We start from the raw sequence: 13,545 nt of genomic DNA, 5'->3' as shown, positions 1-13,545 counted from the left end.
GAAGACAACCTGCTTTCAAAATTTATCTTAATTTTCTACTTCTCAATGTTATTGCTATGAATACCAATCCAACCCCGTCAGATCAGGATATTTCATTAACCTTGCCCGTTCAAATGGGTTTTAAAGTCTTGGATGCCTTCCTGAAGAAAAAATTTAAGGATACCAACATCAGTCATAAAGATGATAAAGGCAACACTTCCAACTACTTTAAAATCCTCGATTTGAAGCTGGAAGAAAGTGATCATCCAGAATATAATCTCAGTCTAAAGCTACACCTACAACCGCTCACGCTGTTATTTAACAATAATACGGTTGATGTATCGGTCCTGGCCGATTTAAAATTGGATGTGGCCACCCAAAAATTATACGTGGAAGCCTACGATATGGACAGTAGCGGAAAGAACTGGGTGACCAACACACTGCTGAAAACTGTTTTGAACACCTTTATCTATAAAAAAGTCATCAACACGTTGAGCATTGATCTAATGCCCATCGTCAACGAAAAAATCGCTCTCATCAATGCGCAATTGGCGTCGAAATTAAAAACGACAAAAGGGATTTCCATTATGGGGAATGTCGCTAGTTTCACTATTAGTCATTTTGAAATCAAAAAAGATGTGATCTGGGTACTCATCCATACCCAAGGCTGGGGCGTGATCAGCATCGACGATTTGGAACTCTAGGGATAGCAAAAAATTAGAACTTCATCTTTAGTGGAGCGCTATTATACCTGATAATTTTTATAAGTTTGTTAAAAAACGCATATTATTGATAGGCTGCTTTTATGTCTTGAATATAGGTGGCGTATAAGGCTTTAGCAATGGCCACGCCATCACCTTGTTCTGTGGTGGGAAACAGCTTGTGCTCATTATTCCAACCCTCTTCAAAAGCATAATAATCGATATCTTTAGAGTGTTCGCCGTTCAATTCAGCCTTAAGTTTGGCAATGAACAATTCCCATCGTGGCAGATAGAAATCAGACAGCATCCCGCCCCATTCTCTATGGGCATAATCGTGTAAATTGGAATCTTGAAAACTCCAGGTGGTAATTTGAGTCCGCGCATTGTATTCAAATAAGTCTTTTTCGGCAGGATTAGTCGCTCTAGATTTTGCAGCTTCTAACCAAAGCCCTAACATGAACTCTTTTCTGGAATTTAATAAGCGGTCTTGATCTTTTAATAAGGTGGTGAATTTTTCGCTGGCCCTATTAAAACCGCTTAAGTCGCCATTTTTATAGTGGCGCACCATATCAGCATAGATCACCTGTGCGTAGTTGGCCAATACTTGTCGGGTTAGGTCTACCAAATCATATTGAAAATTGGTACGGTCCGCTAAACCATCAGATTCTTGAATGAACAATTGCCAAGCTTCCAACAACTCTACAGGATTATAGTGTAACTCGGTGGTTGCCCAACTGGAAACACTTGTGATATTTAGCGACGGACGGGCACAAAAAATGGATTCGTTGGTGCCTTGTTGGTATGGCGGACCAATTTTCTTGCCATACACTGTGTTATTTAGGACCTGCCAAGCCTTGTTTAAGTTAGGGTTAGCAATACCATACCGTCTGTGGGCATAATCTGCTAACCAGGTATCCATATCTACAGCCCCATCTCTCCATCTAAACTCGTACAACAGCTCATAAACCACAGGATTATTTTCAATCCCTTCGGGCATCACGCCAATGCCTTTTAAACTCTGCGGATGCTTTTCCTCGGCTTTAAAAATTTCACGATTAATGACATCAAGCCTCCCAAACATCCCAACATTTCCGCCGTAATTAGTAATGGTGGACCAGATCCAGTTTTTATCTCCCCATGCGTTCTTCTGTGACCACTGTGGGTTGTTATCGGCATCCAAATCCAGAATTAAGATATCTTCCGCTTTAATTCGGGATAACAGTTCCAACCTCGGATTGGCATGCCAAGCTTGAAACACCCACTTCGCATTAGGATACACCTGTTTGACGCTACCGATTAAATTCTCTCCCGCGGCAGACAAGTCAATGCCATCGGTACTCCCACCTTCGTGAAAAGGATCTCCGGAGAAATACTCCGTTTCGCCAAACAGCTTTTTTTGTTCTTCATAAAAAATTTTAGCGATTTCCAAGAACAGCGGATCGGTAGGCAACAAAAATGCCGGTCTTTTAAATCCGCCAGCCCAAAGCCCTTGATCGCGAATATCGGCATCAGGATATTTTTCTTTGAGATTATTCGGTACCATACCGTAAAACCCGGGGAGCACAGGCTTCATCCCATACTCGCGCATGCGTTTGAGAATCTTTTTTTGCAAGGCTACTTGCTGGTCGATATACTCTTTTGAAACAGGACCGCCCCACCCTTCCAAATTGGTCATCAGCCATCAACTGGTAAATGCAGGACCAGGAATAAATTCCAGAATTTCCGTTTCTGAATAATTCAATCTTTTAAGTACGTTGTACCAAACCGCTTCAGTACCGGTAATAGCGAGCGGTAGATTGATGCCATTTAAAGCCATCCAGTCAATTTCCTGCTCCCAGCGGTCCCAATCCCAAAAAGACATGGTATAATTAAACGTGCAATAGTTGAGATAGTAGGCGTGCTCAAATGCCGATTCTTTAATTATTGACCCCTCAATTTGGGGTAACGACTTAGGAAGGTCAATTTGATTTCCACTCCACGACACACTGCTATTCGTATGATATTTGAGATACCAATTCAGCCCTGAAGCCATGGCTACGGGCGTGTTTCCTTTAACCAATACTTTGCCGTTTTTAGTACGTAACTCAAATTTATCAAGTCCACCATTGTCTAGTTTTTCAAAAGCAAATTGTTTTGAAGTTGTTACAGGCAGTATTCGCTCCGCTAAATTTTCGACGACGGCGTGGGAATGGCGTTGGCCAGCGCAACTCAACAGCATTGTGCTGGAGAGTGCACCAACTAAGATTGTTCGTACCGTTATTGTGAATTGGAGCTTTTTAATCACGTAAACACGCTGTTTTAGAGATGGAACTATTGCACTTTATAAGTATAAATACCGTCAGCATTTAAGCTGAATGTTAACACCTCATCATATACTTTAACTTCGCCTGATTGGTTAGGTGCTCCTACAATCTTGGCTTCTTTGACACGTCCATTTTCCCAACGCATATCTATTTCAAATCCGCCACGAGCCTTTAGTCCCGTCACTTCTCCTGAGCTCCAGGCGTCCGGTAAGGCTGGCAACAATTCGATGATTCCGGAGTGCGATTGTAACAGCATTTCTACCATTCCGGAAGCGCCTCCCATATTTCCATCGAGTTGAAATGGTGGATGTGCACACAATAAATTGGAATAAGTACCTCCAGCCGTGGATGTCCCGGTATTGTTATCGGCTACAGGTTTTAGTAAGCTTTTCAACATTTTATGGGTCCGGTTTCCGTCATTTAGACGTGCCCAAAAGTTCATTTTCCATCCACGAGACCAACCTGTTCCACTATCACCACGAGCGTTTAGTGTAACACGTGATGCTTCCGCCAATTCTGGAGTTTTCGCGGTGGAAATTTGATTTCCTGGATGTAAAGCGAATAAATGAGAAACGTGACGGTGGTCGCTTTTTGGATCATCAACATCTTCGGTCCACTCTTGTAATTGTCCCCAAGAGCCAATTTTTGGAAGTAAAATAGCATCTCTAGTCAATTTTGCGGTATTGGTAAAGTCATCATTGATTCCTAACACCTCAGCCGCTTTGAGTGAATTGTTTAAAATATCCCAGGCAATTTGATGGTCCATAGAAGCACCTTGCGAAATCCCACCGTGTTCTGGCGAATACGAAGGCGTAGAGACTAACTTGCCATTTTCATCTTTAGTCAAATAATCGATCCAAAAAAGCGCCGATTCCTTCATGATAGGATAGGCCTTTTCTTTCAAATAGGTTTTGTCTTGGGTAAAATCATAATGGTCCCATAAATGTTGCGAAAACCACGCTGCGCCGGTTGGAAAGAATCCCCAGTCCACACCCCATCCTGGTGAGGTATACCCAAAAGCATTAATCATGGTATTGGCCATCCAACCACGGATATTAAAAAATTCTTTGGCGGCCAATTTCCCTGGCTCCACCAAACTCTCAATCAAGTCTAAAAACGGTTCATGACATTCAGAAAGATTGGTCATTTCAGCAGGCCAATAAATCATTTCCAAGTTAATATTACTGTGGTAGTCAGCAGCCCACGGCGGGTTGGTGGAATTGTTCCACTTGCCCTGTAAGTGCATGGACATGGTGTTTGGACGGCTTCCTGCGATCATTAAATAACGGGCATATTGAAAGTACAGACTTTCTAAAGCATTATCATTGGCGCCTTCAGCATAGGCCTGTAAACGTTTATTGGTAGGCATATTTAGCGCATTGCGCTCGCCCAGATTCAAACTGACACGATCAAATAAATGAGTGTAATCTGCACTATGTTCTTTCTTTAGTTTTTCAAATGTGGTGTTGTGCCATTTCTGAACTACTGCGTTATTTGCTGCCTTATAATCATTGCCCTTATATGTAGGAAACTCTAAAGTATATCCTGTTGCCGACGTGTTTAAAATAACGACATCTTTGGCCTTTTTGATATAAATGACACCATCCTTGAAACTTATTTTACCATCGGACATTTTCACGGATAATTTCGTTTCAAACGGCATATTGTTATCGGCAACCTTGCCTTCAAACGTATAGACGCCGTCCTTAAAATTTTGGGACACGAGGACATGCGGGGTTTCAAATCGGATTTCATAATCCGTCTTTTTGGAGCTTTCAAAACGGTACACCATTGTATTGCTTGGGTAATTTCCAAAATAGGTACGGTTATAGGTCGTTTTACCAATAGTGTATTCCACTTTCCCTAAGGCGTTGCTAATATCCAAACTGCGCTTGTAGTTAGTAACGTCTCCAGAATGCCTCACTTTTACAAAAATATCGCCCATGGTTTGTTGGGCTCCATAATCGCCAAATTCAGCATTATACTGTTTACCGGTATCAATGATTCCTGTAAATTTTGACTGTGCTAATTTATGAGCCTCAGCTTTTTTGCCTTCTTCTAATAATGCTCTAACCTCTGGTAAATGTTTATGGGCACCATCGCGGATCCCGAAGTTGTACTCCGGATTTGACTCAGGCCCCCCAGACCAAAGTGTACCTTCTGAAAATTGAATCTGTTCTTCCTGAACGCCTCCAAAAAACATCGCACCAACATAACCGTTCCCAATCGGCAAGGCTTGGGTCATCCACACTGTCGCGGGCTCCTCATACCACAATTCTAAAGGATTACTTTTTTGGGCAACCGTTGTTAGTGTCAACAAAACGAAGCAGGCACTAAAGGCTAATTTTAAATTTTTCAAGTTGTTTTTAATTTTATATTTATCTAATCTGAGTCCCATTAAACACGTAAAATATGAACAATCATAATTCAGATTCACGAAAGATTATGAGTTAGTTCAAAACAAGTCTTGATTCTTGATTCTTTGTTCTTGATTCTTTGTTCCTTATTCAGTATTCGATATTCTCTTTTCTCTTTTCTTTATTCAATCTTCAATTCTAATCATCACCATCCAAAAAACCACCTCGTCTTCTGTTTCTCTCCGGAAGCAGAATCCACTCCTCCTTTAAAAGGAGGAGAATTAAAGTGTGAGCTTTAATTTGAAAATCGCGAATTGTAAATCGACAATTTTCTCTTCTCTCTTCTCTCTTCTCTCTATTCTTTGTTCTATTTCTCTTTTCTCTTTTCTATGTTCTCTTCTCTATAATCTGCATCACTTCACCAAAAACCTAGGTAAATCCTCAACCTTTTCACAACACACCTGCTCCATCACTTGCTGAAATTCGCGCTTCATCAACGAAATGGTATGATTGCCACCTTCTTTTCCTAAAGCGCCAACGCCATACATAAAACTACGGCCCATAAAGGTAAATTCGGCACCGCTTGCCATGGCTCTAGCGATATCCGGGCCACCACGTAATCCTGAGTCGACCATAATTTTGATTTGGCCCTTAAATTTTTCTGCAAGATGTGTCATTGGCACAATGGTAGATTGCCCGGCATCCAATTGGCGTCCGCCGTGATTGGACACAATTAATCCATCCACACCTAAATTGATCGCTTTCTGCGCATCTTCTTCACTCACCACGCCTTTAATCACCAGTTTTCCTTTCCACTGATCTCTGATTGAAGCGATTCTGTCTTCATTTAAACGACCAGAAAATGTCGCATCCATAAATTCACCCAAGCCTTTCAAATTTAGGCCTTTGGGCATATAGGCTTCCATGGTTTTGAATGATGGTTGCCCGTGAATTAAGGTTTGAAGCGCCCAATCAGGCTTTGTAAATACTTCAAGAATATTTTTAAGGTTCATGGTTGGCGGCATGGCCAAGCCATTTCTAATATCTCGCGGTCGGTATCCAAAGGTTGGTACATCGGCTAAAATTACAAGCACATCAGTGCCGGCGTTTGCTGCTCTATCCAATAAGTCGCGTTTCACTTTTTCATCCGCAGGATGGTAGAGTTGAAACCAAGAAGTCCCTTCCGTCAGTTCCGCAATGCGCTCAATGCTGGAGGTCGTCACGGTACTCAGAATAAACGGAATATTATGCGCAAAGGCGGCTTTGGCCAGAATTTCTGGCGCGTTAGGCCACATCAGACCTTGAAGTCCTACAGGCGCAATTCCGAAAGGAGAATCGTAAGTATGCCCAAACAATTCCGTTCGGGTATCTGACTTATCAAACTTGGACAAATACTGTGGCATTAATTCCACTTTTTGCAAGTCGGTGCGATTTTTATCTAAGTTGATATCTTCATTACAGCCACCATCAAGATATTCAAAAGCGAACTTTGGCATTTTCACCATCGCTCGGTTTCGTAAATCGGTGACGGAAGGATATTTCGGATTTATTGTCAATTCCATGATCCGCTACGCTTTTAAATGATAAATCTTTTCCATCAACAACCACTTTTCGTCTTCTTTGGCAGTAGGAAGTGCTTGTTGATACTTCCACATCAGGCTTTCCCATTCTTGAACTGTCGGATTATTGGCATCATTTTTAGTCTTTTCATCAAACGAAAACGACTCATTCACATCCATAATCATAAACAAACGATTCTCGACCGAATAAATCTCTAGATTGAGAATGCCACTATCGGTAATGCTTTCAACAATTTCGGGCCACACTTTTTGATGATGTTTTTTGTAGGCTGAAATCAATTCGTCATCATTGATCAAGTCGAGTGCAAAACAGTGTCTATACGTTTTCATGCTTCATAGTTTTATATCCAAATAATGCCACCACGGCCAAACAGATTAGAGGTAGGATGAACGAAAAATTAACCTCAGGAATGTAACCCAAGATTTTTGCATCGCTAAAGCCAGGGCCTCCAATATCTAATATACTTCCTTGTAACACTGGCAACAAGGCGCCGCCTACAATGGCCATCACCAAACCGGCGGAACCAATTTTAGCCTCATCGCCCATATTGTTGAGCGAAATTCCGTAAATAGTTGGGAACATGATACTCATAAAAAGGGATGTTGCCACTAGGCTGTATAAGCCCAAATGTCCGCCAACAAAAACTGTAATCGTCGTCGTGATAACGCCACCAATTCCAAAAATGAACAATAATTTGGCAGGACTAATTTTCTTCATAGATAGGGTTCCGAGCCATCTTCCTGCTAGAAATAATAGCATGGCCCCGACGTTATACCAAGTGGCCGTAAGTTGTTCATCTGCAGGTAATGTTGCATTCAGATTGTCCACATATTGAAAAATGAAGGTCCAGCACATAATTTGCGCACCCACATAAAACATTTGTGCGATGACACCGGTAATAAAAGTTTTGTTTTTAGCTAAGATTTTAAATGTTTTGGAAAGAGCGATTTTAGAATGCGCTTCCACCTTAGGGAATTTTACTGCCATAATTGCGGCCATGATGATCAAGACCAAAACACCTAAAGCAATGTAGGGCACACTGATGACGCTTAAATCATTTTCTCTGATGGCTGCCATTTCGGAACTGGACAACGCTTGATAGGCGTCTTCCGTAAAATCTACGGATCGAAGGGCATCAATGATAAACACTTGGGCGATAATCATTCCCGTTAAGGAACCTATCGGATTAAAAGCCTGGGCTAAATTGAGGCGCTGTGTGGCGGTTTCTTTTGGTCCTAAAGCTAAAATCAACGGATTAGAAGTGGTTTCTAAAAATGCCAATCCGCAGGTCATGACCCAGAGTGAAATTAGAAAGTAATTAAAAGTTTCGAATTTGGCCGCTGGAAAAAACAAGAAGGCACCAATGGCATACAAGGTCAACCCAACAAGGATTCCAGACTTATAACTGTATTTTCTGATGAACAAGGCTGCGGGCAAGGCCATAAAGAAGTAGCCAAAATAAAACGCGAACTGCACCAAAGACGCTTGTGTATTGGAGAGTTCAGGCATTACTTTTTTAAATGCCGACACCATTGGATTGGTTAAATCATTAGCGATTCCCCACAATGCAAACAAGGAGGTAATCAATATGAATGGCAGGAGAATATTTCGGGATACGATTGGTTGTTTAGTTAGGTTTTTCATCATTATAAAGCGCGGTCTAAATGGGTGTAGCCACCATCAACAAACACCAATTGTCCGGTAGTATGGCTTGATACTTCTGACACTAAAAATGCGACCGTATTGGCAATTTCAGCAGTGGTGGTCATTCGGTTTTCTAAAGGAATATTTTTGGTGATTTCAGCCAGTCGTTCTTCAGGATTTGGAAAGGTTTTTAACCAACTGGCATATTGTGGCGTATCACATTCCGCAACAATAACGGCGTTGACTCGGATTCTATACGGTAATAATTCTAAGGCCCATTCTCTGGTCAATGCATTTCGGGCACCATTGGCAGCAGCGTAACCTGAGGTGCCACCTTGGCCTGTAACAGATGTTTTGGAACCAATATTGATAATCGCGCCTTTAGATTTTTTAAGCTCAGGCAACGCGTATTGCGCCATCGCATAATAATGCGCCACATTGCGCTGGATGGACCTCATAAAGTCATCGTAATTCCCAAATTCGAGTCCGACGCCATCATTAACCCCAGCGTTATTCACCAAGCCGTCAATACGCCCGAATTCTTTAATCACCTTTTCAACTGCTTGTTTGCATTCTTCCTTATTGGTCAGTTCCGCAATGGCGTGAAATACTCGCCCTCCATTATCTTTTATGGTCTTTACAGCTTCTAAAACATCCGATTCCGTGCGTCCTACAATCACAGGAATTGCGCCTTCTTGGGCCAATAAATTACAAATACCGTTGCCGATACCTTTTGATCCTCCCGTGACAATGATCACTTTATCCTTTAGTTTTAAATCCATAGTTTCAATCTTTTAAATGGTACCACGTTTTTGCGTTGAGGCCCATAATCTGTTGTTGTTCGGTTTCTGTGAAATGGGCAATATATTGTTCTATAAGGCCAACCGTTTCGGCATAAGTTCCTGCCAATACACTTACTGGCCAATCGCTTCCAAAAAGTGTTCTCTTGGTTCCAAAGGCATTAAAAACAACATCCAAATACGGTTGTATAGTCGTGTTGTCCCAATGCTTCCAATCGGCTTCGGTTGTTAATCCGGACACTTTACAGGCGACGTTTTCAAAACCTGAAAGAGTTTCGATATGACGTTTCCAGGTCTTTATTTTCCCGTCTTTGATATAGGGTTTTGCACAATGATCGAGTATAAATTTCTGGTTAGGAAAAGTGTTGACTAGTGCGATGGCTTCTTCCAATTGATGTGGAAAAATCAAAATGTCATAGGTGAGATTGTACTTTTCCAACTTAGAAATCCCGCGTTGAAAATCCTTCCGCAGCATATATCCATTTGGTTCTGCTTGTACAATATGCCGCAACCCTTTTAGGTTTTTATAGGTTGAAAAATGCGCTAAGCGCTCATCGATGGCATCACTACACAAATCCAACCAGCCCACAACACCTTTTATAAATGGGTGTTGTTCCGCTAAATTCAATAAAAATTCGGTTTCCTTTTCTGAAGTATCCGCTTGTACGGCAACGCATCCATCAAACTGATGCTGCTTCAATAAGGGCTGTAAATCTTCAGGTAAAAAGTCACGTTTAAGCACACGCATGTCGTCAGTAATCCACGCATCTCTTTGCGGATTAAAGTACCAAAAATGTTGATGTGCGTCTATTTTCATGAGTTTTTATCTATGGTTTTTTGGACACCTGCTGTTGGAAATTAGCCATTTCTGTTGCGCTATTAAATTTTGAATAGGCGCGTTAAATTTATTTGTAAGCTACTGCAGTTTGTTCTTGAACCCCTAAACCATCAATCCCTAAACGCATCACGTCTCCTGGTTTTAAATAACGTTGCGGATTGAATCCTAATCCAACACCAAATGGCGTTCCTGTTGAAATCACATCGCCAGGCAATAAGGTCATAAACTGACTGATGTAGGACACTACATGCTGAACATTAAAAATAAAATCGGAAGTTGAAGAATCTTGCAAACGCTCGCCGTTTACCTCTAACCACAAATTCAAATTATTTGGATCTTTAACTTCATCTTTAGTAGCCATAAACGGTCCTAACGGTGCGAAAGTGTCACAACCTTTCCCCTTACACCATTGGCCTTCTTTTTCAATTTGAAAAGCACGTTCAGATACATCGTTATGCAACACATATCCCGCGATATAATCGTCGGCATCTTCTAACTCAACATATGATGCTTTTTTACCAATCACGATGGCCAATTCCACTTCCCAATCTGTTTTTTCACTGTTTTTTGGAATGATAACATTATCATTTGGGCCGACAATTGCCGTGGTCGATTTGAAAAACAACACTGGCTCTGAAGGCACTTTCATACCCGCTTCAGCAGCGTGCTGTGCGTAATTTAATCCGACACAAACCAATTTGGAAGGTCTGCCAATTGGCGATCCTAAACGTACAGCGTCATCCACTGTTGGGCAATTTTCGGCATTGGTTTTCAACCAGTCCTTTAAACGCTCCAATCCGTTGGTTTCGAAGAATTTTTCGTTAAAATCTTCACCAAAAGCGCTGACATCTATACGTTTATCTTCTAATTGCAATCCTGGTTTTTCTTGACCTTCTGATCCGAATCTTATGAGTTTCATTTTTGAGGTGTTATTATACTATTATTTATTTTTTATTGATATCATCTATTGGGATGGGCAGTTATTTATATCGGTCTTTCGATTTAATTGAGTCTAACTGAAACAACCCCTCCGCCTATCGGCACCTCCCCTTGAAATAAGGGGAGGAAACCATTTCACATTACCTTTTAATATTCGTTTTTATTTAAATATTCATAAACGATATTTCATTTTAACTTCCGTCTGAGTTCCTTCCCTTCGGAAAGGGCAGGATGGGAATTACCCATTCAATTTAATAAATCCGCCATCAATAGGAAAATCAGTTCCTGTGATAAACGATGCTTCATCACTACATAAATACAATGCCAAATGGGCTATTTCTTCAGGTTTCCCCATGCGTCCGATAGGTTGGGTCTTTGAAAGTTTCTCAAACATTTCAGCCTGATTATCTGGGTAATTTTTTTCTATAAATCCATCTACAAACGGCGTATGCACACGTGCTGGAGAAATACAGTTACATCTGATGCCGTCAGCCACATAATCTTTTGCTACGGAATAGGTCATGGTCAACACCGCGCCTTTAGTCATAGAATAGGCAAAACGGTCAGAAATCCCAACCGAAGAGGCGATGGACGCCATATTGACAATCACCCCTTTGTTCTGTTTTTTGAAATATGGGATGGCCGCTTTCATTCCATTATAAACGCCTTTGATATTCACATTATACAAACGGTCCAAATCATCGGGATTGGTATTTTCAATATTTCCAACATGCGCTATTCCGGCATTGTTTATTAAAATATCGATGGCATTAGTCTGCGCTATTTCCTTAAAAATGCCCTCGACTTGCTCTTGATTAGAAACATCACATTGATAAAAATTGGCTGACCCCTTCTCCTTTTCAATTTCTGAAACGGTAGCATTGCCATTATCTGTATTAAAATCTAAAATACAAACATGTGCGCCTTGTTTTGCGAATGTGGTCGCAATGGCTTTCCCAATTCCACTTCCACCACCGGTGATGATGGCTGTTTTTCCTTTTAAAATAAATACCATAATTATGCGTTTTGTAATTTTTTAGCCCAAACGTCTCCGTTAGGAAAACTATAGGTTTCTAATGATTCTGGTTTCATGGTGATACTGTACCCTGGTTGTTGCGGTGGCATATAAGCGCCATTTTTAATGACCACAGGATCGAAGAAATGTTCGTGTAAATGGTCTACATATTCAATAATTCGGTCTTCCATAGTGCCACTCACACAAATATAATCGATCATGGATAAGTGCTGCACATACTCGCACAACCCGACACCGCCTGCATGAGGACACACAGGGACTTTATATTTTGCCGCCATTAATAAAATGGCTAGAATTTCATTGACGCCACCAACACGACAGCTATCAATTTGACAGATTTGCAAAGCATCGGCCATAATCAATTGTTTAAACATGACGCGGTTTTGGCAATGTTCTCCCGTCGCCACTTTTATTGGTGCTACAGCTCTGGCAATTTTGGCGTGACCTAAAATATCGTCCGGACTTGTAGGCTCCTCAATCCAATACGGATTAAATTTTTTGAGCGATGCCATATTTTCTATCGCCTCATCTACATCCCATTTTTGGTTGGCATCCATCATCAATTGCAAATCGTCTCCAATTTCCTCACGAATAATCTGTGCACGGCGCATATCATCCTGCAAATCAGAACCGACTTTAATTTTCATGTGTTTAAAACCCTCCGCTTTGGCTTCTTGGCATAATCTGCGCATTTTATCATCGCTATAGCCCAACCAACCTGCAGACGTTGTATAGGCAGGGTAGCCGTTTTTAATTAATATATCAATGCGTTCTTGCTTGGTAGCCGCATTGTTTTTAAGCAATTCCAAAGCTTCCTCAGGGGTGATCGCATCAGTGATATATGTAAAGTCCACACATTTGACGAACTCCTCCGGTGACATGTCGGCAATCAATTTCCAAAGGGGCTTCCCTTCAACTTTAGCGTATAAATCCCACACCGCATTAACCACGGCACCTGTCGCCAAATGGATGACGCCTTTTTCTGGACCCAACCAACGCAATTGACTGTCGCCCGTAATCATCTTCCAGAAATCGCCCATATTTTGAGTGAACGACTCCAAGGTTTTACCAATAATTAAATGTGAAAGCGACTCAATTGCGGCCACACATAATTCGTTGCCACGACCAATGGTAAAGGTCAGTCCGTGACCTTCAAATTCAGGATGGTCCGTTTTTAAAATGACATAGGCCGCGGAATAATCCGGATCCGTGTTCATAGCATCTGAACCGTCCAGTTCATCACTTGTTGGGAAACGCACATCTTTTGTTAAGACTTCGGTAATGGTTATTGTTTGCTTCATCTTTTAATAAATAATGTTTAAGAGGGGAATGAATATGGCGCATCGATAACGACCACTCATTTCATA

Annotated in this window: 10 protein-coding genes and 1 pseudogene; 1 reads left to right on the top strand and 10 read right to left on the bottom strand. The window is 41.3% G+C overall.

Going from position 1 to position 13,545, the window contains the following annotated elements; genetic code table 11:
• Window positions 1–56: 56 nt before the first annotated feature.
• Window positions 57–683 carry a DUF4403 family protein gene (locus tag BXY82_RS07425; RefSeq protein ID WP_133757575.1) on the top strand — a complete coding sequence of 209 codons (627 nt, stop codon included), beginning with the start codon at window positions 57–59 and terminating at the stop codon, window positions 681–683.
• 82 nt (window positions 684–765) lie between these two features.
• Here the strand turns inward: BXY82_RS07425 and BXY82_RS15690 are convergent.
• The 10 genes and pseudogenes from BXY82_RS15690 to BXY82_RS07370 all read right to left on the bottom strand — a co-directional run bounded on the left by BXY82_RS15690 (window position 766) and on the right by BXY82_RS07370 (window position 13,479).
• Window positions 766–2,898, bottom strand: a pseudogene (locus BXY82_RS15690) (alpha-N-acetylglucosaminidase).
• Window positions 2,899–2,990: 92 nt separating this feature from the next.
• On the bottom strand, window positions 2,991–5,342 hold the full coding sequence (locus tag BXY82_RS07410; RefSeq protein ID WP_208293687.1) for a glycoside hydrolase family 95 protein: 2,352 nt from the start codon (window positions 5,340–5,342) through the stop codon (window positions 2,991–2,993).
• A 411-nt stretch (window positions 5,343–5,753) separates the two neighbouring features.
• Window positions 5,754–6,902 carry an alpha-hydroxy acid oxidase gene (locus BXY82_RS07405; RefSeq protein ID WP_133757571.1) on the bottom strand — a complete coding sequence of 383 codons (1,149 nt, stop codon included), beginning with the start codon at window positions 6,900–6,902 and terminating at the stop codon, window positions 5,754–5,756.
• Between the two features lie 6 nt (window positions 6,903–6,908).
• A complete protein-coding gene (locus tag BXY82_RS07400) occupies window positions 6,909–7,250 on the bottom strand; it encodes an L-rhamnose mutarotase (RefSeq protein ID WP_133757570.1) in 342 nt (113 codons plus the stop codon).
• Window positions 7,237–8,565 carry an L-fucose:H+ symporter permease gene (gene fucP / locus BXY82_RS07395; RefSeq protein ID WP_133758612.1) on the bottom strand — a complete coding sequence of 443 codons (1,329 nt, stop codon included), beginning with the start codon at window positions 8,563–8,565 and terminating at the stop codon, window positions 7,237–7,239. The genes BXY82_RS07400 and fucP overlap by 14 nt, the downstream gene beginning before the upstream one ends.
• Before the next feature lie 2 nt (window positions 8,566–8,567).
• The gene (locus BXY82_RS07390; RefSeq protein WP_133757569.1) at window positions 8,568–9,347 is read right to left on the bottom strand and encodes an SDR family oxidoreductase; all 780 of its coding nucleotides are present in this window, start codon (window positions 9,345–9,347) and stop codon (window positions 8,568–8,570) included.
• 4 nt (window positions 9,348–9,351) lie between these two features.
• Window positions 9,352–10,182 (bottom strand): amidohydrolase family protein, encoded by an 831-nt coding sequence (locus BXY82_RS07385; protein WP_133757568.1) that lies wholly within the window; start codon window positions 10,180–10,182, stop codon window positions 9,352–9,354.
• A gap of 88 nt (window positions 10,183–10,270) precedes the next feature.
• Window positions 10,271–11,122 (bottom strand): fumarylacetoacetate hydrolase family protein, encoded by an 852-nt coding sequence (locus tag BXY82_RS07380; RefSeq protein ID WP_133757567.1) that lies wholly within the window; start codon window positions 11,120–11,122, stop codon window positions 10,271–10,273.
• A gap of 258 nt (window positions 11,123–11,380) precedes the next feature.
• On the bottom strand, window positions 11,381–12,157 hold the full coding sequence (locus BXY82_RS07375) for an SDR family NAD(P)-dependent oxidoreductase (protein WP_133757566.1): 777 nt from the start codon (window positions 12,155–12,157) through the stop codon (window positions 11,381–11,383).
• Between the two features lie 2 nt (window positions 12,158–12,159).
• On the bottom strand, window positions 12,160–13,479 hold the full coding sequence (locus BXY82_RS07370) for an L-fuconate dehydratase (RefSeq protein ID WP_133757565.1): 1,320 nt from the start codon (window positions 13,477–13,479) through the stop codon (window positions 12,160–12,162).
• Window positions 13,480–13,545 lie beyond the last annotated feature (66 nt).

The sequence above is a fragment of the Gelidibacter sediminis genome (assembly GCF_004364975.1).
GTDB classification, from domain to species: Bacteria; Bacteroidota; Bacteroidia; order Flavobacteriales; family Flavobacteriaceae; genus Gelidibacter; species Gelidibacter sediminis.
The sequence above is the reverse complement of the archived record's forward strand: the minus strand, read 5'-3'. Positions and strand labels throughout refer to the sequence as shown.

Excerpts from the sequence above, each read along its gene's own strand:
- BXY82_RS07400 (WP_133757570.1), bottom strand. The coding sequence starts at position 7,250 with ATGAAAACGTATAGACACTGTTTTGCACTCGACTTGATCAATGATGAC.
- BXY82_RS07380 (WP_133757567.1), bottom strand. The coding sequence starts at position 11,122 with ATGAAACTCATAAGATTCGGATCAGAAGGTCAAGAAAAACCAGGATTG.
- BXY82_RS07405 (WP_133757571.1), bottom strand. The coding sequence starts at position 6,902 with ATGGAATTGACAATAAATCCGAAATATCCTTCCGTCACCGATTTACGA.
- BXY82_RS07385 (WP_133757568.1), bottom strand. The coding sequence starts at position 10,182 with ATGAAAATAGACGCACATCAACATTTTTGGTACTTTAATCCGCAAAGA.
- fucP (WP_133758612.1), bottom strand. The coding sequence starts at position 8,565 with ATGAAAAACCTAACTAAACAACCAATCGTATCCCGAAATATTCTCCTG.
- BXY82_RS07425 (WP_133757575.1), top strand. The coding sequence starts at position 57 with ATGAATACCAATCCAACCCCGTCAGATCAGGATATTTCATTAACCTTG.
- BXY82_RS07375 (WP_133757566.1), bottom strand. The coding sequence starts at position 12,157 with ATGGTATTTATTTTAAAAGGAAAAACAGCCATCATCACCGGTGGTGGA.
- BXY82_RS07390 (WP_133757569.1), bottom strand. The coding sequence starts at position 9,347 with ATGGATTTAAAACTAAAGGATAAAGTGATCATTGTCACGGGAGGATCA.
- BXY82_RS07370 (WP_133757565.1), bottom strand. The coding sequence starts at position 13,479 with ATGAAGCAAACAATAACCATTACCGAAGTCTTAACAAAAGATGTGCGT.